This is a genomic window from Pseudomonas arabinosi, from assembly GCF_047758675.1.
In the GTDB taxonomy this organism is placed as follows: Bacteria; Pseudomonadota; Gammaproteobacteria; order Pseudomonadales; family Pseudomonadaceae; genus Aquipseudomonas; species Aquipseudomonas arabinosi.
This window is the reverse complement of record NZ_CP180480.1, coordinates 5,816,654-5,839,301: the sequence shown is the minus strand read 5'-3', so window position 1 is coordinate 5,839,301 and position 22,648 is coordinate 5,816,654. Positions and strand designations below refer to the sequence as shown.

The following is a 22,648-nucleotide window of genomic DNA, read 5'->3' as shown; positions in this document are numbered from 1 at the left end:
TCGCAGTGAATGATGGGAAAGACCCGTTATAATCAGCGCGGATTTTAACCGCAAGCCAGGCGTGCTCCATCGTGATCGAGCATGCCCTTTTATTGGAGAGATTACATGCCGTCGTTCGACGTGGTATCCGAACTGGACAAACACGAAGTCACCAACGCGGTCGAGAACGCCGTCAAGGAACTCGATCGTCGTTATGACCTGAAAGGCAAAGGCACCTTCGAGTTCAAGGAAAAGGACCTGACCGTCAACCTGACCGCCGAAGCCGATTTCCAGCTCGAAGCGATGATTGAGATCCTCAAGCTGGCCCTGGTCAAGCGCAAAATCGACGTGCAGTGCCTTGAAGTCAAGGATGCCTATGCGTCGGGCAAACTGATGAAGCAGGAAGCGGTCCTGAAGGAAGGCATCGACAAAGAGCTGGCGAAGAAAATCGTCGCTCATGTCAAAGACGCCAAGCTCAAGGTTCAGGCTGCCATTCAAGGCGAGCAAGTGCGCATTACCGGCAAGAAGCGTGACGATTTGCAGGAAGCCATCGCGGCCCTGCGCGCCAAGACGTTCGATATGCCGCTGCAGTTCAACAACTTCCGCGACTGACCTTTCAGGCGGGAACCTGTGGGAGCGGGCTTGCTCGCGAAAGCGGTGTGTCATTCAACAATGATGTCGACTGATACACCTTTTTCGCGAGCAAGCCCGCTCCCACAGGGATTGTGTTTATTCCGGCGGGTCTTTTTCTGCCGCTCATTTTCGCGTGCCGGATGGCCGGAAATCAGGAGAAAGTAGATGGATTTGAATACTGAAGTGGACAACCTGGTCAAGGCGTCTCAAGCCTGGATTCCGATGATCATGGAATACGGCAGCCGCGTGCTGCTGGCAGTGATTACCCTGGCCATCGGCTGGTGGCTGATCAACAAGGTGACGCAAAAGCTCGGCGGCCTGTTGGCGCTGCGTAATGCCGACCTCGCGCTGCAAGGCTTCATCAGCAGCCTGGCAAACATCATTCTCAAGGTTCTGCTGATCGTCAGCGTCGCCTCGATGATCGGGGTGGAAACCACTTCATTCGTCGCGGCCATCGGTGCGGCCGGTCTGGCCATCGGCCTGGCCTTGCAGGGCAGCCTGGCGAACTTCGCCGGCGGTGTGCTGATTCTGTTGTTCCGCCCGTTCCGCATTGGTGACTGGATCGAAGCCCAAGGTGTTGCCGGCACGGTCGACAGCATTCAGATCTTCCACACCGTCCTGCGCACCGGCGATAACAAAACCATCATCGTGCCGAACGGCAACCTGTCGAACGGCATCATCACCAACACTAACCGTCAACCGACGCGCAAAGTTGTGTTTGATGTGGGCGTTGATTACGAAGCGGACCTGCAGAAGGCCCGTCATGTTTTGCTGGACCTGGCCAAAGATGAGCGTGTTTTGGCTGACCCGGCACCTCAGGCAGTGATTTCGACACTGGGCGACAGTTCGATTACTGTTTCCCTGCGAGTGTGGGTGAAGACTGCGGATTATTGGGATGTGATGTTCATGTTCAATGAGCAATCCCGTGATCGTTTGAAAACAGCCGGTATCGATATTCCGTTTCCACAGCGAGTTGTCCGTATGCTCCACGAACGAGCTGCGCAATAACGCTTTTTGGCGGTTTTGTCAGCTTTTTATTGTTAGGTTGCTATGCAAGCAAGTGGCGAATAAGTCTTTAGGAAGCCAGATGCAAAAAAACCGCTCACCTGGATCAGGTGAGCGGTTTTTTGTTATTGCAGATTTGAAGCTATCGAACTACCGCTGAGAAATTACAAGATGCTCAGTGGGTATTCAACGATCACGCGGAAGTCGTTGTTGTCGCCGCCAGAGTAGGCAGTGTTCGAACGATAGATTGCGCTACGCAGGCGGAAAGACAGGTCTTTGGCTGGACCACTTTGCAATACGTATTTGGTTTCGAAGTCAAACTCGTGTTCTTTACCTTCTTCGGTGGCTGTGGAGATGTTGTCACCTTTGACGTAACGAGTCATGAAGCTCAGACCTGGTACACCGTAAGTTTTCATGTTCAGGTCATAACGGGCCTGCCACGAACGCTCGTCTGCACCGTTAAAGTCGGAGTATTGGATGGAGTTGGCGAGGAAGATAGTGCCGCCGCCGTCAACGCCGTAAACATAACCTGTGTCACCGGTAGAGCGCTGGTGAGCCACGGTGAACTTGTGAGCGCCGATGCTATAGGCAGCTGCGAGGGACCAGATGCGGTTGTCAACATTGCCGCTCAGCTCTTGACCCTGGCTCTTGGAGCGATAGCCGTTGAAGTCGAAGTTCAGGGACTGATCTTCGTTGATCGGCAGGGTGTAGTTGGCGTTGACGTATTGCTTCTTGAAGTAGTCATCTACATCGGAAGCAGCCACGCCAGCTACAAAGTTGTCGGTGAACTGGTAGGTAGCGCCGGCAATGTTGGCACTGCTCAGGCCTGGGTTGTGCGGTCCGTTGATGCTGTCACGGCCCATGCCAGTCTGCGAACTCAAAGCGGTGAAACGACCAGCGCTCAGCTCCAGCCCTTTGATTTCTTTACTGGTGATGATGGTGCCGGTAGCCACTTCTGGCAGCAGACGGCTGTCGTCTGTGGAGAAGACAGGGCTGGCAACGTATTGGTTACCATATTTCAGGACAGTGTCGGACAGACGGAATTTGACTGCACCGCCAGCCTTGGATTGGGTGTCTTCCGGGCGGCCTTCGCTATCCGTACCAAACAGGCCATTACCGGTGCGGCCACGGCCACTGTCCAGTTTGACCATGGCATTGACCAAGGCATCCACGCCGAAACCTACGGTGCCCTGAGTGAAGCCCGACTCGTACGTGGTACGCACGCCGAGGCCAGTCTCTTCGCGATAGCTTTGGTCTTTGTCAACCGCGTTTTCGTTCTTGAAGTCACGGTTCATGTACAGCATACGGCTATGAACATTCAGACTCTGATCTTCAAAAAAGCCCTTGGATTCCTCTTGAGAGGACGCCATTGCTAACTGCGAAGTACTGGCCGAAACAGCCAGTGCGATCATGCTCCACTTCATCACGCGCATCGTGATTTGCTCCTTTGGTTTTTAGAAGAGTACTGCCGTCCCACCTGATTTATTATCTGGGCGGCTCTTTCTTTTTGTGTCGGCGCAAACTTATATCACGCCGACCATGTTGGCGATACTTGCGTATCTAACCTTTCAGCTTCTTTACGACCCTGTCGCAAACGGCTTGGTAGATGTCGCAAATTTACAGCATCGATGCAAGCGGGCTGACAACTTTTAGCGTTGTTTTTCAGGGTTTGGGCATCGGTAAAAAGAGTCCTTGGTGAAACGTTTGAATCTCCATCGGGCAACCCTGCCACTGTTTTTATTTGCCTTAAAGCTTCCACTTCCAGCGGACGCTTTAGAGGCGATATGGGTGTGAATGCAACAAGCGTGCACAAATCAGAATCCTGCTGGTTTTTTTTCTGAAAGCCTGCCTGTTGCTGTAAAAACCTCATAAAGCCGGGGGGTTCAAGCACGTTTTGTTCGGGCTTGACGCCATGGTTTGCATCGTGTTGTGCCTTCGTGGCCGACTGCGCGACAACCCAAAACGTTACCGGTTCACCCCGCCAGTGAGTAAATGGCGGATACCTGACCGACTCAGCGTAGACGCACTGTGCGGTTTTGGTGCAAAAAATTTTAATCGCTGTACTGAATTCATACAGTGCGGCCGTTTGCCAAATTCGAACGTGTCGTTGTTTATCAGTCAGTTCGGCGTTTTTTGTGTGGTTGCTGGTTCTGTAATGGTGCGTCCTGAACGAAAATGACTCATGTCGGGGCGCACGACCGGTCGTTTGTTGTTTCTCGGGTTGGCTTCGACCATGGTTCGTCGTGAAGCCAGCAGCGTTCGCAGGTATGCTGCCGTCCTGTCGCTTGGTGCGCCGTCTCTCGGGATGGGCGCTAAGCTGAAAAATGATGACCAGGCGGGAGTGCGCGCAGTGTTCGCTTTAGATCCACGACTTCAACAAGACACGTTACCGATCGGGGACTTCCCGCTGTGCCGGTTGCTGCTGTCCAATGATTCGAATTACCCCTGGTTCATTCTGGTGCCACGTCGCGACGATATCAGTGAGATATTTCAGTTGGATGTCGCAGATCAACACCAGCTGTGGCAGGAAACGACCGCACTGGCGGAAATGCTCAAGGACTCGTTCGACGCGGACAAGTTGAATGTCGCGGCCTTGGGTAACGTCGTCAGTCAGTTGCACATGCATGTGATTGTGCGCAAGCGTGAGGATGCCGCCTGGCCAGCGCCGGTCTGGGGTAAACACCCAGCCAAGCCTTATGGCTCGGAGCAGATCGCGTTGATTCGCGAGCGGTTGCGCCTGGTATTGACCGATGATTTTACGTTTCTGGAGGTTTGAATCATGAGCCTGGAAGATCGCGTTACCGATCTGGAGAGTCAGCTGGCGTTTCAGGATGACACCATCCAGGCATTGAGTGATGTGCTGGCGACGCAGCAGCGTGCGGTTGAGCGCCTGCAACTGCAAATGGCGGCATTGCTCAAGCGGCAAGAAGAAATGGCTGGCCAGTTCGAGACGTTTGAAGAAGAAGCGCCACCGCCGCATTACTGAGTGTGACCAACAGACGGGCAATAAAAAACGGCGAACAGCCAGGCTGTTCGCGGTTTTTTTTAGCCTTGAATCAGCGGCGCGGCAGTGCGGCGATCACATCTTCGGCTTGCAGGCCTTTGTCACGGTTCATAACGGAGAACTCCACGCGCTGGCCTTCGACCAGAACACGATGACCTTCGCCACGAATGGCCCGGAAATGCACGAAAATATCATCGCCGGAATCACGGGAAATAAAGCCGAAGCCTTTAGAGGTGTTGAACCACTTGACGGTACCGGTATCGCGGTTGCTCATGTCATAGCTTGGCGAGGCGGCAGCCGGTGAAGATTTGTAGAAGCTGATGGCCAGGTGCAGAAGAACAGCAATCAGGGCAGCGACCAGGCTGAACAGAACAGCGGGTTGACCGGCAATGACAGGCATCGGCGCGATCAGCGTCAGGGTTTGCAGGACGACGGCCAGAACCAGCAGGGCGCTGACCAGGTTTTGCAGTTGATGACGCGGGCCTTTGTTCCAGTAAGGGATAACAGGAGCGAGGGTGAGGTTGAGCAGGCCGAAAAAGGCCAGGTACAGCGCATCAGGTTGTTGCAGGTAAGGTACGGCTTCGGATCGCAGGCTAGGGATGAAGGACAACAGCAAGGCTGCTGCGCCCATTAGCAGGTGGACAATTTTCAACATTTTGAGTAACTCACGTTAAGACGGATCACAAGGAAGAGCTGATTGAGCACGGTTCGCTTCAGAACAATAAGAGGCGTTGGACACGTACCCGGTACCAGCCTATGCGCAGCCCCCGGAAAATAGGCGGTCGCGACACACTGTCTATTTAACAGCAAAGCCTGCAGCTACTCAAATCAGGCAGTCCAGCGGTGCCCTGAGGGTCGATTTGTCGCAGGTGGCCGAAGAATCCCGGGCTGCCTGACCCCGCGTGTGCAAGTTGACGAGAAAACCGCGTGGAGGCTGCGCTCCCTGTCTTCTCGTAACTTTAAGTGCCTTCCTGTTGAATGATATTGCGTCCAGTCGCGTAGGAAATTATCTGGAGTAGGACGGTCTCCATGATCGCTCTTCAGTTGTTGGCTTATCCTACGTTGATGGTCATAAAGTCATCTGGATATAACTTTGCGCCTGCGCTTTTATAGAGAAACAGCTTGTTGCTCTTATAAAAAAGCAAGGATGGCAAAGGAGTGTCAACGATATGGATTACGAAGACAGGCGAAGCGAGGGGAGGGTCGGCCCGGTCAAGGAAATAAGGATCGATCCATTTGTCAGCGAATTTGATATGGGCCTGGCCCAGCCTTTATCCCGGTCGGTGCGTTTGAATGGCTTCGCCACCTGTTTGCGGCTTGAGCAGGTCTATTGGGATATTTTGGGCGACATGGCCAAGGTCAACTGCTGTACGGTCAGTGCGCTGTTGTCCCATGTGGACCGCGAGGTGCATTTACGTCACGGCGGGGTCAAGAACTTCACCGGGCTGGTGCGGGTTGTGTGCGTCGTGCACAGCCTGAAGGAAGGCGGCTGCGTCGCCATGCCTCAGTCACAGGGGTGGAATGGGTAGAGTGTCGGTCTGTGCAGTCTTACGGCTGCACAGGCTGCATTTAATGGATATAATCCCGCTCTTTGCCGCAAAACCCAGCGTGTGCGGTAGCAATCTGATCGCCGAGACAACCCCCATGCCGATGTACGACTATCAATGTGCTTCCTGTGGTCATCAGTTGGAAGCCATTCAAAAGATCAGCGCAGCACCGCTGGTCGACTGCCCTGCCTGCCAGGCGCCAGAGCTTAAGAAGATGCTGTCCATGCCGGGCTTCCGCCTTAGCGGCACCGGCTGGTACGAAACCGATTTCAAGACCGGTTCCAAGAAGAATCTGGCCGGCGGCGACAAAGCTGACTAGGGTCTTGAACCTGAGTTGAACGACACGTGCGAGCTCTTGCATCATCTGGCGCCTTTCACAAGGGCAGAATATGCAAGGCCTCCAACCGAATTTCGATTACGAGAAGTGAAACCACTACCATGATGCGCAGCCATTATTGCGGCCAACTGAACGAAAGCCTGGAAGGCCAGGAAATTACCCTTTGCGGATGGGTTCACCGTCGCCGTGACCACGGTGGGGTGATTTTCCTCGATATCCGTGATCGTGACGGTCTGGCCCAGGTGGTGTTCGATCCGGACCGCGCTGAATCCTTCGCCGCCGCCGATCGCGTGCGCAGCGAATACGTGGTCAAGATCACCGGCAAGGTGCGCCTGCGCCCGGCCGGTGCCACCAACGCCAACATGGCGTCGGGCATGATCGAAGTGCTGGGCTACGAACTTGAAGTGCTGAACGAGTCGGAAACCCCACCGTTCCCGCTCAACGAGTTCTCCGACGTCGGCGAAGAAACCCGCCTGCGTTATCGCTTCCTCGACCTGCGTCGCCCGGAAATGCTCGAGAAGCTGCGTCTGCGTTCGCGCATGACCACCAGCATCCGTCGCTTCCTGGACGAGAACGGCTTCCTCGATGTCGAGACGCCGATTCTGACCCGCGCCACGCCAGAAGGCGCTCGCGACTACTTGGTGCCGAGCCGTACCCACGCCGGTTCCTTCTTCGCCTTGCCGCAATCGCCACAGTTGTTCAAGCAACTGCTGATGGTCGCCGGCTTCGACCGTTACTACCAGATCGCCAAGTGCTTCCGCGACGAAGACCTGCGTGCCGACCGTCAGCCTGAATTCACCCAGATCGACATCGAAACCAGCTTCCTCGATGAAAAAGAGATCATGGGCATCACCGAACAAATGATCCGCAACCTGTTCAAGGAAGTGCTGGATCTGGAATTCGGCGACTTCCCGCACATGACCTTCGAAGAAGCCATGCGCCGTTACGGTTCCGACAAGCCGGACCTGCGTAACCCGCTGGAACTGGTTGACGTTGCCGACCAACTGAAAGACGTCGACTTCAAGGTGTTCAGCGGCCCGGCCAACGACCCGAAATGCCGTATTGCCGCCCTGCGCGTTCCAGGTGCTGCGAGCATGCCGCGCAAGCAGATCGACGACTACACCAAGTTTGTCGGCATCTACGGTGCCAAGGGCCTGGCGTACATCAAGGTCAACGAGCGCGCCAAAGGTGTTGAAGGCCTGCAGTCGCCAATCGTCAAGAACATCCCTGAAGCCAACCTCAATGTGATCCTCGATCGCGTTGGCGCGGTTGACGGTGACATCGTGTTCTTCGGTGCCGACAAGGCCAAGATCGTCAGCGAGGCCCTGGGCGCGCTGCGGATCAAGGTCGGTAACGACCTGGAACTGCTGACCTGCAAGTGGGCGCCGATGTGGGTCGTCGACTTCCCGATGTTCGAAGAGAACGACGACGGTAGCTTCACTGCCTTGCACCACCCGTTCACCGCGCCGAAGTGCACCCCGGAAGAACTGGAAGCCAACCCGGCGACCGCTCTGTCCCGTGCCTACGACATGGTCCTGAACGGCACCGAGCTGGGTGGCGGTTCGATCCGTATCCACCGCAAGGAAATGCAGCAGACGGTGTTCCGCCTGTTGGGTATCAATGAAGCGGAACAGGAAGAGAAATTCGGCTTCTTGCTTGACGCCCTGAAGTACGGCGCGCCGCCACACGGTGGTTTGGCCTTCGGTCTGGACCGTCTGGTGATGCTGATGACCGGCGCCCAGTCGATCCGTGAAGTGATCGCTTTCCCGAAAACCCAGAGCGCGGCTGACGTCATGACTCAGGCTCCGGGTGCTGTAGATGCCAAGGCATTGCGCGAACTGCACATTCGTCTGCGCGAAACGCCTAAAGCTGAGTAAGGCTGACCAGAAGGGCGCATCTTCGGATGCGCCCTTTCTTTATAGATTGGTCGAGATTTTTGTTTGCTGGCTGGCGCGTCATTGCGCGGCGGGCAATGTTTCAAAGAGAATTCGGAGCGAGATATGGCGGGTCATTCCAAGTGGGCGAACATCAAGCACCGCAAAGAACGTCAGGATGCCAAGAAGGGCAAGATTTTCACCAAGTGGATTCGTGAACTGACCGTTGCTGCCCGTCAGGGCGGTGGTGATCCGGGTTCCAACCCGCGTTTGCGTCTGGCGCTGGACAAGGCCCTCGGCGCGAACATGAGCCGCGACATCATTGATCGCGCGGTCGCCCGCGGCGCTGGTGCTGCCGACACCGACGACATGGTCGAGCTGAGCTACGAAGGCTACGGCCCGGGCGGCGTGGCGGTGATGGTCGAGTGCATGACCGACAACCGCAATCGCACCGCCGCCGCTGTTCGCCACGCGTTCAGCAAGTGCGGCGGCAACCTCGGTACGGACGGTTCGGTGGCGTATCTGTTCGAACGCAAAGGGCAGATTTCCTTCGCGCCGGGTGTCGACGAAGACGCGCTGATGGAAGCGGCCATGGAAGCCGACGCCGATGACGTGGTGACCCACGAAGACGGTTCCATCGACGTATTCACCTCGTTCGCCGGTTTCTACTCGGTGCGTAACGCGCTGGAAGCGGCCGGTTTCAAAGGTGATGACGCGGAAATCGTAATGCTGCCGACCACCAGTGCTGAATTGGACCTGGAAGGCGCCGAGAAGGTTCTCAAGCTGATCGACATGCTTGAAGACCTGGATGACGTGCAGAACGTTTACTCCAACGCGGACATTCCAGAGTCGGTAGCTGCGCAGCTCGGTTGATGCATTTATTAAAGATCGTAGCCTTCACCTGGCCCCTGTAGGAGCTGGCGAAGCCTGCGATCTTTTGATTTTGGCTTTTTATTTAAAAGATCGCAGCCTTCGGCAGCTCCTACACAGTTATTCTCAAGCCACCGCGATCTCTTTCTGCAGGCGTTATGACTTTAATTCTTGGTATCGACCCCGGTTCGCGCATTACCGGTTATGGCGTGGTGCGTGATACCGGGCGTGGTTGCGTGTACGTGGCGTCGGGCTGCATTCGCACAGGTTCCGGCGAGCTGCATGAACGCCTGCAAATCGTCTATCGCGGTGTACGCGAAGTCATCCAGACCTACGGCCCGGTGACCATGGGCATCGAAAAGGTCTTCATGGCGCGCAACGCCGACTCTGCGCTGAAACTTGGCCAGGCCCGCGGCGCAGCCATCGTTGCCGGCGCTGAAGAAAGCCTGGAAATCGCTGAGTACACCGCGACCCAGGTCAAGCAGGCGGTGACCGGGACAGGCGCGGCGAATAAAGAACAGGTGCAAATGATGGTCATGCACATGTTGAAACTGACCAGCAAACCGCAAATCGATGCCTCAGACGCCCTGGCCATTGCCATTTGCCATGCTCACACCCGTTCCAGCCTGTTGCCCCATGGCTTGGGTACGGCACGCAGTCGAGGCGGGCGCCTGCGACTCTGATAGCATCAGCAATCATTTTTTATGGAACGAGGGTTCTGCGCCTGTGTCGTCGGCGCAAAACCCTTGTCCTGTCAGTCGCCAGCACTGATCTGGCCAACGCTCAAGGATCTGAAACGTGATTGGACGCTTGCGCGGCACACTGGCTGAGAAACAGCCGCCGCACCTGATTCTGGATGTAAACGGTCTGGGGTATGAGCTGGAAGTGCCCATGACCACGCTGTATCGGTTGCCGTCGGTCGGTGAACCGCTGACCCTGCACACCCATTTGGTCGTACGCGAAGACGCGCAGTTACTCTATGGCTTTTTCGGCAAGCGCGAGCGAGACTTTTTTCGCGAGTTGATCCGTCTCAATGGTGTAGGGCCGAAACTGGCCCTGGCCCTGATGTCGAGCCTGGAAGTCGATGAGCTGGTCCGCTGCGTACAGTCCCAGGACACCTCAGCCCTGACCAAGGTGCCGGGCGTGGGCAAGAAGACTGCCGAGCGTTTGCTGGTGGAACTCAAGGATCGCTTCAAGGCCTGGGAAACGGTGCCGGCGATGTTCGCGTTGGTACCAAACCAGCCGGGTGCGCCAGATACGACCCCTGTCGCCACCGCCGAAAATGACGCGGTCAGCGCGCTGATCTCTCTGGGCTACAAGCCGCAGGAAGCCAGCAAGGCGATTTCTGCGATCAAGGAGAAGGGTTTGAGCAGTGAAGACATGATTCGTCGTGCCCTGAAGGGAATGATCTAAGTGATTGAAGCTGATCGTCTGATTACCGCCACGCCTGGCCCTCGTGACCGCGAGGAAGTCCAGGACCGGGCGATTCGTCCTGTCAGCCTGGCCGAGTACATTGGCCAGCCGACCGTTCGCGAGCAAATGGAGTTGTTCATCCAGGCGGCTCGTGGGCGCAACGAATCCCTGGATCACACGCTGATATTCGGCCCGCCGGGTCTGGGTAAAACCACGCTGGCCAACATCATCGCCCAGGAAATGGGGGTCTCGATCAAGAGCACCTCGGGCCCTGTGCTTGAACGTCCGGGTGATCTGGCTGCGCTGTTGACCAATCTTGAGCCACACGACGTGCTGTTCATCGACGAAATCCATCGGCTCTCGCCGATCGTCGAAGAAGTGCTGTACCCGGCCATGGAAGATTTCCAGCTCGACATCATGATCGGCGAAGGGCCGGCTGCGCGTTCGATCAAGCTTGATCTGCCACCGTTCACCCTGGTCGGTGCAACGACGCGGGCGGGGATGCTGACCAATCCGCTGCGCGACCGTTTCGGGATCGTCCAGCGCCTGGAGTTCTACAACACCGCGGATCTGGCAACGATTGTCAGTCGTTCGGCGAATATCCTCGGCTTGCCGCTGGACCCGGAAGGCGCCTTCGAAATCGCCCGTCGTGCCCGTGGTACGCCGCGGATCGCCAACCGTTTGTTGCGCCGGGTTCGGGATTTCGCCGAAGTTCGCGCCAAGGGCCACATCACCAAACCGATCGCCGACCTGGCCTTGAACCTGCTGGATGTCGACGAGCGTGGCTTCGATCACCAGGATCGACGTCTGTTGTTGACCATGATCGAGAAGTTCGACGGTGGGCCGGTCGGGGTCGATAGCCTCGCCGCAGCCATCAGTGAAGAGCGCCACACCATTGAAGACGTGCTTGAGCCATACCTGATCCAGCAGGGCTACATCATGCGTACACCGCGGGGGCGAGTGGTGACCCGGCATGCGTACCTGCACTTCGGTTTAAACATTCCGTCACGATTGGGCGAGATGCCCGTGGTAGACGAGTTCCTCGATGCCGTGGACGATAAATAACCTTTGCGCGCTGATTTATTCTAGGTTTGTGCGGTCCCAGGACCGTACTTTCGCCAGAAAGCCGTGAATCAATGAAAAACAGTTGCCTGGCCGGATTGGCAACCTGAGGAGTAAGCACTAGAGTATGCGCGCGCAAAACGGGCTTGAGCCTTTCGCACTTCGTTGTCGCGTTTATTACGAGGACACCGATGCGGGCGGCATCGTGTATTACGTTAATTACCTCAAGTTTATGGAACGGGCTCGAACCGAGCGGCTCCGGGAGCTGGGCTTTGCCCAATCCCAGCTTGCAGGTGAGGACCTGTTGTTCGTCGTGCATTCCAGCGAAGCGCGTTACCACGCGCCGGCGCGACTGGACGACGAGCTGCTGGTAAGCGCTGAAGTAATCGAATTGAACCGTGTCAGCCTGCGCTTCAAACAGCAGGTCAGGCGGGCTACGGATAATGCGCTGCTCTGCGAAGGGCAGTTTTTGGTGGCCTGTGTGCGCACTAACAGTTTGAAACCCCGGGCCATTCCCGAAGCTCTACGTGCGGCCTTTGCCGACGTGAGCGGCGCGGGTACACACTCAAAGCAGGAGATAAAGCGTGGAAGCTAACGTCGTCGACCATTCCTCCATGTGGAGCCTGGTCAGCAATGCCAGTATCGTGGTGCAACTGGTAATGCTGATCCTGGTAGCCGCATCGGTGACCTCATGGATCATGATCTTTCAGCGCAGCAATCTGCTGCGCGCCGGTCGACGTGCCCTGGAGAGCTTTGAAGAGCGCTTCTGGTCGGGTATCGACCTGTCCAAACTCTACCGTCAGGCCGGCAGCAACCCTGATCCGGATTCGGGCGTAGAGCAGATCTTCCGTGCCGGTTTCAAGGAATTCTCCCGTCTGCGTCAGCAGCCAGGCGTTGACCCGGAAGCGGTCATGGAAGGCGTGGCCCGTGCCATGCGCGTCGCCATTTCCCGCGAAGAAGAAAAGCTCGAGCAGAGCCTGCCGTTCCTCGCGACCGTAGGTTCCGTCAGCCCGTACATCGGTCTGTTCGGTACCGTCTGGGGGATCATGAACTCCTTCCGTGGTCTGGCCACTGCCCAGCAAGCAACCCTGGCCACTGTGGCTCCGGGTATTGCCGAGGCACTGATTGCAACCGCGATCGGCTTGTTTGCCGCCATCCCGGCCGTTATCGCTTACAACCGTTTTGCTGCTCGCAGTGAAACCCTGCTGGGCCGTTACTACACCTTCGCCGATGAATTCCAGGCGATCCTGCACCGCAAAGTGCACACCAGCGAAGAATAAGCAGGTAATTTCCAATGGCTTTAATCGCTCGAGCTCGCAAAAAGCGCAAGCCGGTTGCCGAGATGAACGTGGTGCCTTACATCGACGTGATGTTGGTGCTGCTGGTCATCTTCATGGTGACCGCTCCGATGCTCAATCAGGGCGTGAAAGTTGATCTGCCCAAGGTTTCCAGCGAAGCCTTGCCGCAGGACAACAACACCCAGGTCCTGACCATTTCGATCAAGGCTGACAAGACCTACTACTGGAACCTTGGCAGCGAAGTCGACACTGAAAAGCAACAGGACAAGGCCATGACCTTGCCGCAGATGACTGACGCGGTGACCAAAATCATTCGCGCCGGCACTGAAGGTGGCAAGCGTACCCAGGTGTTCATCCGCGGCGACAAGACCGTCGACTACGGTTCCGTCATGGGCGCCATGGGCGGGTTGCAGAAAGCCGGGGTCGGTAATGTTGGCTTGATTACCGAGGCACCCTGATGCAGCAAATGCGAGAGCCGTCCGCCTCGGAAAGCTACTTCTGGCCTAGTGTCTGGGCGCTTGTCTTGCACGTGCTGGTTTTCGGCATGCTGTTTGTCAGTTTCGCCTTCACGCCCGAACTGCCGCCGGCCAAGCCGATTGTCCAGGCGACCCTGTACCAACTGAAATCGAAAAGTCAGGCGACCACCCAGACCAATCAGAAGATTGCGGGTGAGGCGAAGAAATCCGCCGCGCGCCAGACCGAAGTCGAACAGATGGAACAGAAAAAGATCGAGCAGGAAGCGATCAAGGCCGCGGAACAAAAGAAGGAAGATACGGCTCAAAAAGCCGAAGAATCCAAAAAGGCCGACGAGACGAAGAAAGCGGAAGAGGCTAAAAAGGCTGATGAAGCCAAGAAAGCCGATGAAGCGAAGAAGACCGCCGAAGCTAAAAAGGCCGAAGAGAAACAATTGGCTGATATAGCCAAGAAGAAGTCTGAAGAAGAAGCCAAGAAAGCAGCTGAAGAAGAGGCCAAGAAAGCGGCCGCGGAAGAAGCGAAGAAAAAGATCGTCGAAGACGCGAAGAAGAAAGCCGCGGAAGACGCCAAGAAGAAATCTGAAGCTGAAGACGCGAAGAAGAAAGTCGCGGAAGACGCGAAGAAGAAAGCTGCTGCCGATGCTGCGAAGAAAAAATCGCAGGAAGCGGCACGTAAATCCGCCGAAGACAAAAAGGCTCAGGCCTTGGCAGATTTGCTTTCCGACACGCCGCAGCGTCAGCAGGCCTTGGCGGATGAGCAGGGTGACGAAGTCGCCGGTAGTTTCGATGATCTGATCCGTGCTCGTGCAGCGGAAGGCTGGGCTCGTCCACCTTCGGCCCGCAAAGGCATGACAGTGGTGTTGCAAATCGGCATGTTGCCGGACGGTACTTTGACTTCGGTCAGCGTGGCCAAGTCCAGTGGAGATGGTCCGTTTGACGCTTCGGCTGTAGCAGCGGTGAAGAATATTGGACGTTTGACAGAAATGCAGGGAATGAAGCCGAGCGATTTCGCTCCGTATCGTTCATTCAAGATGACATTCACACCTGAGGATCTAGCCTTGTGAGAAACCTTCTTCGAGGAATGCTTGTCGTTATCTGCTGCATGGCAGGGATAGCGGCAGCAGATGAAAAAAACATTCTGGTCACCAGCGGCAGTGATCGGGCCACCCCGATCGCGGTCGTGCCGTTTGGCAACCAGGGCGGCAGCGTGCTGCCGGACGACATGGCCGAAATCATCGGTAACGACCTGCGCAACTCGGGTTACTACTCGCCGATTCCAAAACAGAACATGATCAGCCAGCCAAGCCAGGCCAGCGAAATCATCTTCCGTGACTTCAAGGCGCTGGGCGCCCAGTACGTCATGGTCGGCAGCATTGCTCCTGCGGGCGGTCGCCTGCAGGTTCAATACGCACTGTTCAACGTCGCCACCGAGCAGCAAGTGCTGACCGGCAGCGTGTCGGGTAGCGTCGATCAACTGCGTGACATGTCGCACTACATTGCGGACCAGTCGTTCGAAAAGCTCACCGGTATCAAAGGTGCGTTCTCGACTCGTCTGTTGTACGTGACGGCCGAGCGTTTCTCCGAGAAGAACACTCGCTACACGCTGCAACGTTCGGACTATGACGGTGCCCGCGCTGTGACCCTGCTGCAATCGCGCGAGCCGATCCTGTCGCCGCGTTTCGCACCGGATGGCAAGCGCATCGCTTATGTGTCGTTCGAGCAGAAGCGTCCGCGTATCTTCATGCAGAACATCGACACCGGTCGCCGTGAGCAGATCACCAACTTCGAAGGCCTGAATGGCGCGCCAGCATGGTCGCCGGATGGCAATCGTCTGGCATTCGTACTGTCGAAAGATGGCAACCCGGACATCTACGTGATGAACCTGGGTTCGCGTCAGATCACTCGCGTTACCAACGGTCCTGGCATCAACACCGAACCGTTCTGGGGTAAAGATGGTTCGACCATCTATTTCACCTCGGACCGTGGCGGCAAGCCGCAGATCTACAAAACCAGCGCAGGCGGTGGTGGTGCGGAGCGTGTGACCTTTATCGGTAACTACAACGCCAACCCTAAGCTTTCGGCTGATGAAAAGACCTTGGTGATGATCCATCGTCAGGAAGGTTTCACTAATTTCAAGGTGGCGGCCCAGGATTTGCAGCGCGGAAGCGTAAAAATCCTCACTGATAGCACTCTGGACGAGTCGCCTACTGTTGCGCCCAACGGCACCATGGTAATCTACGCCACCCGCCAGCAGGGCCGGGGAGTCTTGATGCTCGTGTCCATTAATGGACGCGTAAGGCTCCCGCTTCCTACCGCACAAGGCGAAGTCAGAGAACCTTCCTGGTCCCCTTACCTGAACTGACGCGGCGCTACACGTTGTACTTAACACATTGGGGTTCATTAGGAGTTTTACGATGGAAATGCTGAAGTTTGGTAAATTTGCTGCGCTGGCTCTGGCCATGGCTGTAGCTGTAGGTTGCTCGTCCAAAGGCGGCGACAATGCCGGTGAAGGCGCTGTAGATCCAAACGCTGGTTACGGCGCAAACACTGGTGCAGTTGACGGCTCCCTGAGCGAAGAAGCTGCTCTGCGCGCAATCACCACTTTCTACTTCGAATACGACAGTTCGGACCTGAAGCCAGAAGCCATGCGCGCTCTGGACGTTCATGCCAAAGACCTGAAAGCAAACGGCGCTCGCGTTGTTCTGGAAGGCAACACCGACGAACGTGGTACTCGTGAGTACAACATGGCACTGGGCGAGCGTCGTGCGAAAGCCGTTCAGCGTTACCTGGTACTGCAAGGTGTTTCCCCAGCTCAGCTGGAACTGGTTTCCTACGGCGAAGAGCGTCCAGTTGCTACCGGCAACGACGAGCAGTCCTGGGCTCAAAACCGTCGCGTCGAACTGCGTAAGTAATTCGTCATGCGAACGTGCCGTCGTGCTGTAACTGTTCTGGCTCTCAGTCTCGCACCGCTTGCGGTGTGGGCTGCGGTTCCTGTGGTCGATAACGACTCCGGCTATACCAATAGCGGGACTAGTAATCCGCCTGCAGGTTACGGTACGAACGGCGCCTATGCCGGGGGAGGGGTTTCGGCCCCTGTCTCGGCACAGGGCGAGCTGTTCAACCAACTGCAATCAATGCAGGAGCAGATCTCGCGCCAACAAGGCATCATCGAAGTTCTGCAAAATGATGTAGCGCGCATGAAGCAAGAGAGCCTGGAGCGATATCAGGATCTTGATCGGCGCATAGGAACCGGCGTTGCACCAGCCGCGACTCCTGATAATTCTTCCACCGGTGGCAATTTGAATGCCCCCGGTGCAGCAGCGGGCGCAGCCGCAGGAGCGGCAGCTGCTCAGGCACCTGCCGCGGGTAGCGAACCGGCTGATCCGGCGAAGGAAAAACTGTATTACGATGCAGCCTTCGACCTGATCAAGGCCAAGGATTTCGACAAGGCCAGCCAGGCTTTTGCCGCATTCCTGCGCAAGTACCCGAACAGTCAGTACGCGGGCAATGCCCAGTACTGGTTGGGCGAAGTGAACCTGGCCAAAGGCGATCTGCAAGGTGCAGGTCAGGCGTTTGCCAAGGTTTCGCAACTGTATCCCAAGCATCCCAAAGTGCCTGACTCGCTGTACAAGCTCGCTGATGTAGAGCGCCGCCTCGGTCATCCCGACAAGGTCAAAGGCATTCTGCAACAGGTCGTGTCGCAATACCCGGGCACTTCCGCCGCTCAGCTGGCTCAGCGTGATCTGCAAAAAATGTAAGGCTGCTTGACCTGTTTCGAAGAAACCCGCGCTTGTCGCGGGTTTTTTCGTTAGAATTCACGCCCTTTTTATGAAACACGCTTTTTGGGATCTGCGCGGTGGCGGGGTTCCTTGAAGTGCCTGACGGAGGCGGACAGCCTGTTTAGCTGTTATGTCCGTGGCGACTATGCAAGACACATTGAGAATCACCGAAGTTTTCTACTCGTTGCAGGGTGAAACGCGGACTGCCGGGCTGCCCACTGTTTTTGTGCGCCTGACCGGTTGCCCATTGCGTTGCCAATACTGCGACAGCGCCTACGCGTTCACAGGCGGCACCATTCGCCCGCTCGATGACATCCTCGAGCAAGTGGCCGGTTTTCGTCCGCGCTATGTCTGTGTCACCGGCGGCGAGCCGCTGGCACAACCCAACGCTATCCCATTACTCAAGCAGTTGTGTGACGCCGGTTACGAGGTCTCGCTGGAAACCAGCGGTGCCCTCGATATCTCGGCGGTCGATCCACGGGTCAGTCGCGTCGTCGACCTGAAAACCCCGGGTTCGAAAGAAGCCCACCGTAACCGCTACGAGAACATCGAACTGCTCACGCGCAACGATCAGGTGAAGTTCGTCATCTGCTCGCGGGAAGACTATGACTGGGCCGTGTCCAAGCTGATCCAGTACGGTCTGGATCAGCGCGCCGGCGAAGTCCTGTTCTCGCCCAGTCACCATGACCTGAATGCTCGGGACCTGGCTGACTGGGTGGTGGCGGACAACCTGCCAGTGCGTCTGCAATTGCAGCTGCATAAATATCTTTGGAATGACGAGCCGGGGCGCTGAAATGACTGAACACCTGAACACTACCGAAAAACGTGCAGTCATCCTGCTGTCCGGCGGCCTCGACTCCGCGACCGTTGTGGCCATGGCTCGCGCTGAAGGCTACAGCTGCTACACCATGAGCTTCGACTACGGTCAGCGGTCTCAAGCAGAATTGCACGCCGCTGCACGCGTTGCCCGTGACCTGGGTGTGGTCGAGCACAAAGTGATCGGTCTCAACCTGAACGGTATGGGCGGCTCGGCACTGACTGACAGCAGCGTCGACATTCCGGAGGAGCTGGGGGAGGGGATTCCAGTCACTTACGTGCCGGCGCGCAACACGGTATTCCTGTCGCTGGCGTTGGGCTGGGCTGAAGTGCTCGGTGCCCGCGACATCTTCATCGGTGTCAACGCGGTGGATTACTCTGGTTACCCGGATTGCCGTCCCGAGTTCATCGAGTCCTTCGAGCGCATGGCCAATCTGGCGACGAAGGCCGGTGTAGAGGGGAATGGTTTCCGAATTCAGGCGCCATTGCAGAACCTGAGCAAGGCGCAGATCGTCCAGGCAGGCGTGAAGCTGGGGGTTGATTACGGGCTGACTGTTTCCTGCTATCAGGCCGACGATAACGGCCGTGCATGCGGCAAATGCGACAGCTGCCGACTGCGTGCAGAAGGCTTCGCGGCGGCCGGAATCAGCGACCCAACACCTTATTTTTGATTTATTTCAAATTAGGTGTTGAATAGTCCTTAAAAATCAGTATTATACGCGCCACCACACAGCGGGTCGTTAGCTCAGTTGGTAGAGCAGTTGGCTTTTAACCAATTGGTCGTAGGTTCGAATCCCACACGACCCACCATTTTTGTAGCAGTTTTAAAAGTCTGGAAGGCCCACGCAAGTGAGGATTTCCGGATTTTTTTTTGCCTGCGATTTGAGCTTGCCCAGTTCCGGGCTGTGACCCGTGACGCAGGTCAGAATCATCTTTTGCATCAACGGGATATTCTGTAGCCTTGCGCAGCTTCAACGTTGTCCGTGCCTGATGATACTCACTCTCCCGGCGGTACCCTGAAGGGTCCGGAGCCGGGTGTATACTCGACTTTCGCGCGAAAGCGCCTGCAGGTCTTGCGAACATGACGCAGATTTCCGAACGCCTTCTGGTTCAAGCCCACCTCGACGCCAAGCAGCCCAAGCCGCTGACTGTCGAGGAAGAGGCCTATTACCGTGCCGCCATCGCTGCCGAGCTCAAGGCTCAGGACGCGGTGCTGGTTGCTCACTTCTATTGCGATCCGGTCATTCAGGCCCTGGCCGAAGAAACCGGTGGTTGCGTCTCCGACTCGCTGGAGATGGCCCGCTTCGGTAGCGCTCACCCGGCCAAGACCGTGGTGGTCGCCGGTGTGAAGTTCATGGGCGAGACCGCCAAAATCCTCAACCCTGAAAAACGCATCCTGATGCCGACCCTGGAAGCGACCTGCTCGCTGGACCTGGGTTGCCCGGTGGATGAGTTCTCGGCGTTCTGTGATCAGCATCCGGAACGTACCGTGGTGGTGTATGCCAACACGTCGGCGGCCGTCAAAGCCCGGGCGGATTGGGTGGTGACTTCAAGCTGCGCACTGGAGATCGTCGAAAGCCTGATGGATAACGGCGAAACCATCATCTGGGGCCCGGACAAACACCTGGGCACCTACATCCAGCGCCAGACCGGCGCGGACATGCTGCTGTGGGACGGTGCCTGCATCGTTCACGAAGAGTTCAAGTCCAAGCAGCTCGAAGACATGAAGGCGCTGTACCCGGACGCAGCGATTCTGGTGCATCCGGAGTCGCCGACGTCGGTGATCGAGTTGGCGGATGCCGTCGGCTCCACCAGTCAATTGATTGCGGCAGCGCAGAGCCTGCCGAACAAGACCTTTATCGTCGCCACTGATCGCGGCATCTTCTACAAGATGCAGCAGCTGTGCCCGGACAAGGTCTTCATCGAAGCGCCAACGGCCGGTAACGGTGCAGCGTGCCGTAGTTGCGCACATTGCCCGTGGATGGCGATGAATACCCTTGAGCGCACGCTGAAGAGCTTGAAAGAGGGGACTAACGAGATCTTTGTTGATCCAGCGCTGATTCCACAAGCGATTCGGCCGCTCAAGCGCATGCTCGACTTCACCCAGGCAGCGCGGATGAAATTGGCCGGTAACGCCTGATTCGCCGTCAGTGAGCCCAAAAAAAACGCCCCGATTTGATCGGGGCGTTTTTGCATCTGCTGGATTACTTGGTTTTCTTTGGAATCCGCACGAGCTGGGTATTTGAGTAGATGTCATGCCAGCTGCGTTTCTGTTTATCAAACAGCGACCAGAAGAAACCCAGCCCGACGCACAACAAGGACGCGATCGACACCACAAAGCGCAGCAACGCCTGCCACAGGCTGATGGATGAGCCGTCGGCGTTTTGCACGCGTATGCACCAGACCTGCATGCCCAGGGTCTGACCGGACCAGGTCCAGAACTTGGCGAAGAAGCCGAACAGCACAAACAGCAGCACCGTTGAGAGCAATGGATCGCCGTCCAGTGCGCCGGCTTCGGTCAGGGTGCGCATTTTGTCTTCGCCGAGGATCGCCATCTGGATCATCTTGTAAATGCCGCTGGTGACGATCAGCAGGGCGGTACACAACAGGAAGTCGTAGAACATCGCTGCCAGGCGACGGGCCAGGGTGACGGCAGGAAAGTCGCCCTGGGGTTTGAGCAGGTGTTTCGACATGGCAGCCTCTTGACGGAAAAAAGAAGCCATTTTACGGATTTACGCGCACAAAAAAGCCCCTGATGTCAGCATCAGGGGCTTTTTCGTTACAGAAGGTTAGGCTTCTGCTTGTACTTCGTCAGCCTGCATGCCTTTCTGGCCTTGCACAGCAACGAAAGTCACTTTCTGGCCTTCTTTCAGGCTCTTGAAGCCGTTGCCCTGAATAGCGCGGAAATGCACGAACAGATCCGGACCGCTTTCTGGAGTGATAAAACCAAAACCTTTCTCGTCGTTAAACCACTTGACGGTACCGCTCTGACGTTGGGACATTTCTTATTTCCTTTGACGCAAAAATTAATGACAGCCTCCTTCTTGTGAAAGAGTACTGGGGCTGGTTGCAGGAGAGTAAGAAGACGTCGAACGGGATGTAGCTAACTTGTAGGCTACTGCCCAGGTCACGATTCCAAGCGACCCATGCAAACACAGTGAACAAACTCTACGCCAACTACGGGAGAAAAAACAAGCCCTGTGGAGGGCCCGGATTTGCCCGCGCCCGGGCGTTTATGTCGCAACTAGTGCGGGCTTATGCAATCGTGGTGTTCAATTGTTTTCGATCGTTATAAGCAACGTTCATAAACGAAACTTACAGGTAAAGTGATGCACTGTTTTATGGCGGTTGCGTTACACATTAGTGCGCTGTTAACGCAACCGCGTTACTTATAGAAACAGTCAATCAACCGCGGTAGTAGCGTTGTGGAACAAATGGCATTTTGCTTACAAGCAAAGGCACCTTTTTCCCACGAACAATCGCCCATACCGGCGTATCGAGAGCGATATAAGCACTGTCGACGTAACCCATCGCCAAAGGGCCGCCCAGGGTCGGACCGAAGCCTCCGCTGCAAACCGCACCAATGATGTCGCCTGCTTCATTGACGATCTCTGCGCCTTCGCGCACCGGCGTGCGCTCCTGAGGCAACAGGCCAACGCGTTTGCGACTGACACCGGCTTGTTGCTGTCCGAATACGGTTTCAGCGCCAGGGAAGCCGCCGGCACGTGCGCCATCAGCGCGACGAGGCTTGGAGATAGCCCACAGCAGGCTTGCTTCAATCGGGGTGGTCTCGGTGTTCATGTCATGGCCGTAGAGGCACAGACCGGCTTCCAGGCGCAGGGAGTCGCGAGCGCCAAGGCCGATGGCCGCCACTTCAGGTTCGGCCAGCAGGGCGCGAGCCAAGGCTTCGGCGTTGGCGGCCGGCACGGAGATTTCGTAACCGTCTTCACCGGTGTAGCCCGAACGGCTGACAAAGCAGTCCACGCCCAGCAGTTTCACGCGTGCGAACTGCATGAAGGTCATCTTCGCGACTTCAGGCGCCAGGCGCGCGAGCACAGTGACGGCGGCCGGACCTTGCAACGCCAGCAGAGCGCGTTCTTCAAACAGCGGCTCGATGGTGCACTGGTCGCCGATGTGTTTGCGCAGATGCGCCAGGTCCTGATCCTTGCAGGCGGCGTTGACCACCAGGAACAGTTCGTCGCTACCCAGGTTAGCGACCATCAGGTCGTCGAGGATGCCGCCGGTCTCGTTGGTGAACATCGCGTAACGCTGCATGCCCACCGGCAGGTCGATGATGTCGACCGGCACCAGGCTTTCCAGTGCCTTGGCAGCGTTGGCGCCGGTCAGGCGGATCTGGCCCATGTGCGAGACATCGAACAGCCCGGCCTGATCACGGGTGTGCTGATGTTCTTTCATCACGCCGAGCGGGTATTGCACCGGCATGTCGTAGCCGGCAAACGGCACCATGCGGGCGCCGAGTTCGATGTGCAGTGCGTGCAGCGGGGTTTTCGACAATTGTTCGGTGGACATATTCAGCTCCTGAAAAAGTGTGCAGATG

At 56.7% G+C, this 22,648-nt stretch carries 27 protein-coding genes and 1 tRNA gene; 22 read left to right on the top strand and 6 right to left on the bottom strand.

Translation table 11 applies throughout. The features are described 5' to 3' along the window. Positions 1-105: 105 nt before the first annotated feature. The gene (locus tag ACMXYJ_RS27210) at positions 106-591 is read left to right on the top strand and encodes a YajQ family cyclic di-GMP-binding protein (RefSeq protein ID WP_007906601.1); all 486 of its coding nucleotides are present in this window, start codon (positions 106-108) and stop codon (positions 589-591) included. A 186-nt stretch (positions 592-777) separates the two neighbouring features. After that, positions 778-1,620 (top strand): mechanosensitive ion channel family protein, encoded by an 843-nt coding sequence (locus tag ACMXYJ_RS27205; RefSeq protein ID WP_415757627.1) that lies wholly within the window; start codon positions 778-780, stop codon positions 1,618-1,620. Between the two features lie 161 nt (positions 1,621-1,781). Here the strand turns inward: ACMXYJ_RS27205 and ACMXYJ_RS27200 are convergent, their stop codons facing one another. Further along, positions 1,782-3,050 (bottom strand): OprD family porin, encoded by a 1,269-nt coding sequence (locus ACMXYJ_RS27200; protein WP_415757626.1) that lies wholly within the window; start codon positions 3,048-3,050, stop codon positions 1,782-1,784. Positions 3,051-3,145: 95 nt separating this feature from the next. Continuing rightward, on the bottom strand, positions 3,146-3,508 hold the full coding sequence (locus tag ACMXYJ_RS27195; protein ID WP_415757625.1) for a hypothetical protein: 363 nt from the start codon (positions 3,506-3,508) through the stop codon (positions 3,146-3,148). 459 nt (positions 3,509-3,967) lie between these two features. Between ACMXYJ_RS27195 and ACMXYJ_RS27190 the strand changes: the two genes are divergently transcribed. Then, entirely contained in the window at positions 3,968-4,393 is a 426-nt protein-coding gene (locus tag ACMXYJ_RS27190) for an HIT domain-containing protein (RefSeq protein ID WP_415760813.1), read from the top strand. Positions 4,394-4,396: 3 nt separating this feature from the next. Beyond that, entirely contained in the window at positions 4,397-4,603 is a 207-nt protein-coding gene (locus ACMXYJ_RS27185; protein WP_056741397.1) for a SlyX family protein, read from the top strand. Between the two features lie 70 nt (positions 4,604-4,673). Here ACMXYJ_RS27185 and ACMXYJ_RS27180 read toward each other — a convergent pair whose 3' ends face one another. Further along, positions 4,674-5,276: a cold-shock protein gene (locus tag ACMXYJ_RS27180; RefSeq protein ID WP_111451443.1), complete on the bottom strand. Its 603-nt coding sequence runs from the start codon at positions 5,274-5,276 to the stop codon at positions 4,674-4,676. 514 nt (positions 5,277-5,790) lie between these two features. On the opposite strand from ACMXYJ_RS27180, the gene ACMXYJ_RS27175 reads away from it, so the two are divergent. The 18 genes from ACMXYJ_RS27175 to nadA all read left to right on the top strand — a co-directional run bounded on the left by ACMXYJ_RS27175 (position 5,791) and on the right by nadA (position 20,230). Then, complete coding sequence (locus ACMXYJ_RS27175; RefSeq protein WP_415757624.1) at positions 5,791-6,150, top strand: ribbon-helix-helix domain-containing protein; 360 nt, start codon at positions 5,791-5,793, stop codon at positions 6,148-6,150. A 115-nt stretch (positions 6,151-6,265) separates the two neighbouring features. Further along, entirely contained in the window at positions 6,266-6,487 is a 222-nt protein-coding gene (locus tag ACMXYJ_RS27170) for an FmdB family zinc ribbon protein (protein ID WP_010457489.1), read from the top strand. A gap of 119 nt (positions 6,488-6,606) precedes the next feature. Beyond that, positions 6,607-8,382, top strand: a complete 1,776-nt coding sequence (gene aspS, locus ACMXYJ_RS27165; protein WP_056741400.1) for an aspartate--tRNA ligase — start codon at positions 6,607-6,609, stop codon at positions 8,380-8,382. A gap of 123 nt (positions 8,383-8,505) precedes the next feature. After that, on the top strand, positions 8,506-9,252 hold the full coding sequence (locus ACMXYJ_RS27160; protein WP_056741401.1) for a YebC/PmpR family DNA-binding transcriptional regulator: 747 nt from the start codon (positions 8,506-8,508) through the stop codon (positions 9,250-9,252). A gap of 155 nt (positions 9,253-9,407) precedes the next feature. After that, positions 9,408-9,932, top strand: coding sequence for a crossover junction endodeoxyribonuclease RuvC (ruvC, locus tag ACMXYJ_RS27155; protein ID WP_008147379.1), 525 nt, complete (start codon positions 9,408-9,410; stop codon positions 9,930-9,932). A 115-nt stretch (positions 9,933-10,047) separates the two neighbouring features. Beyond that, positions 10,048-10,662 (top strand): Holliday junction branch migration protein RuvA, encoded by a 615-nt coding sequence (gene ruvA, locus ACMXYJ_RS27150; RefSeq protein WP_415757623.1) that lies wholly within the window; start codon positions 10,048-10,050, stop codon positions 10,660-10,662. After that, on the top strand, positions 10,663-11,727 hold the full coding sequence (ruvB, locus tag ACMXYJ_RS27145; RefSeq protein WP_123367885.1) for a Holliday junction branch migration DNA helicase RuvB: 1,065 nt from the start codon (positions 10,663-10,665) through the stop codon (positions 11,725-11,727). It abuts the gene before it with no gap. Between the two features lie 124 nt (positions 11,728-11,851). Further along, positions 11,852-12,319: a tol-pal system-associated acyl-CoA thioesterase gene (gene ybgC, locus ACMXYJ_RS27140; RefSeq protein WP_008147372.1), complete on the top strand. Its 468-nt coding sequence runs from the start codon at positions 11,852-11,854 to the stop codon at positions 12,317-12,319. After that, the gene (gene tolQ / locus ACMXYJ_RS27135) at positions 12,309-13,004 is read left to right on the top strand and encodes a protein TolQ (RefSeq protein ID WP_008147369.1); all 696 of its coding nucleotides are present in this window, start codon (positions 12,309-12,311) and stop codon (positions 13,002-13,004) included. Before ybgC ends, tolQ begins: the two co-directional genes overlap by 11 nt. Before the next feature lie 23 nt (positions 13,005-13,027). Beyond that, positions 13,028-13,480, top strand: coding sequence for a protein TolR (gene tolR / locus ACMXYJ_RS27130; protein ID WP_161807482.1), 453 nt, complete (start codon positions 13,028-13,030; stop codon positions 13,478-13,480). Next, positions 13,480-14,559, top strand: coding sequence for a cell envelope integrity protein TolA (tolA, locus tag ACMXYJ_RS27125; protein ID WP_415757622.1), 1,080 nt, complete (start codon positions 13,480-13,482; stop codon positions 14,557-14,559). The genes tolR and tolA overlap by 1 nt, the downstream gene beginning before the upstream one ends. A gap of 17 nt (positions 14,560-14,576) precedes the next feature. Continuing rightward, positions 14,577-15,857 carry a Tol-Pal system beta propeller repeat protein TolB gene (tolB, locus tag ACMXYJ_RS27120; RefSeq protein ID WP_166675809.1) on the top strand — a complete coding sequence of 427 codons (1,281 nt, stop codon included), beginning with the start codon at positions 14,577-14,579 and terminating at the stop codon, positions 15,855-15,857. A 52-nt stretch (positions 15,858-15,909) separates the two neighbouring features. Beyond that, entirely contained in the window at positions 15,910-16,407 is a 498-nt protein-coding gene (gene pal / locus ACMXYJ_RS27115; protein ID WP_003178634.1) for a peptidoglycan-associated lipoprotein Pal, read from the top strand. Between the two features lie 6 nt (positions 16,408-16,413). Then, on the top strand, positions 16,414-17,253 hold the full coding sequence (ybgF, locus tag ACMXYJ_RS27110) for a tol-pal system protein YbgF (protein ID WP_415757621.1): 840 nt from the start codon (positions 16,414-16,416) through the stop codon (positions 17,251-17,253). Between the two features lie 166 nt (positions 17,254-17,419). Further along, positions 17,420-18,067 carry a 7-carboxy-7-deazaguanine synthase QueE gene (gene queE / locus ACMXYJ_RS27105; RefSeq protein ID WP_046049720.1) on the top strand — a complete coding sequence of 216 codons (648 nt, stop codon included), beginning with the start codon at positions 17,420-17,422 and terminating at the stop codon, positions 18,065-18,067. A gap of 1 nt (position 18,068) precedes the next feature. Continuing rightward, positions 18,069-18,761 (top strand): 7-cyano-7-deazaguanine synthase QueC, encoded by a 693-nt coding sequence (gene queC / locus ACMXYJ_RS27100; protein ID WP_415757620.1) that lies wholly within the window; start codon positions 18,069-18,071, stop codon positions 18,759-18,761. A gap of 63 nt (positions 18,762-18,824) precedes the next feature. After that, positions 18,825-18,900, top strand: a tRNA-Lys gene (locus ACMXYJ_RS27095). Between the two features lie 271 nt (positions 18,901-19,171). Next, complete coding sequence (gene nadA / locus ACMXYJ_RS27090) at positions 19,172-20,230, top strand: quinolinate synthase NadA (RefSeq protein WP_415757619.1); 1,059 nt, start codon at positions 19,172-19,174, stop codon at positions 20,228-20,230. Between the two features lie 64 nt (positions 20,231-20,294). Here nadA and ACMXYJ_RS27085 read toward each other — a convergent pair whose 3' ends face one another. From ACMXYJ_RS27085 to gcvT, 3 genes are all read right to left on the bottom strand, one after another. After that, on the bottom strand, positions 20,295-20,783 hold the full coding sequence (locus ACMXYJ_RS27085) for an RDD family protein (protein WP_415757618.1): 489 nt from the start codon (positions 20,781-20,783) through the stop codon (positions 20,295-20,297). A gap of 96 nt (positions 20,784-20,879) precedes the next feature. Next, complete coding sequence (locus ACMXYJ_RS27080; protein WP_003175786.1) at positions 20,880-21,092, bottom strand: cold-shock protein; 213 nt, start codon at positions 21,090-21,092, stop codon at positions 20,880-20,882. Between the two features lie 403 nt (positions 21,093-21,495). After that, positions 21,496-22,620: a glycine cleavage system aminomethyltransferase GcvT gene (gene gcvT / locus ACMXYJ_RS27075; RefSeq protein WP_415757617.1), complete on the bottom strand. Its 1,125-nt coding sequence runs from the start codon at positions 22,618-22,620 to the stop codon at positions 21,496-21,498. Positions 22,621-22,648: the final 28 nt, after the last annotated feature.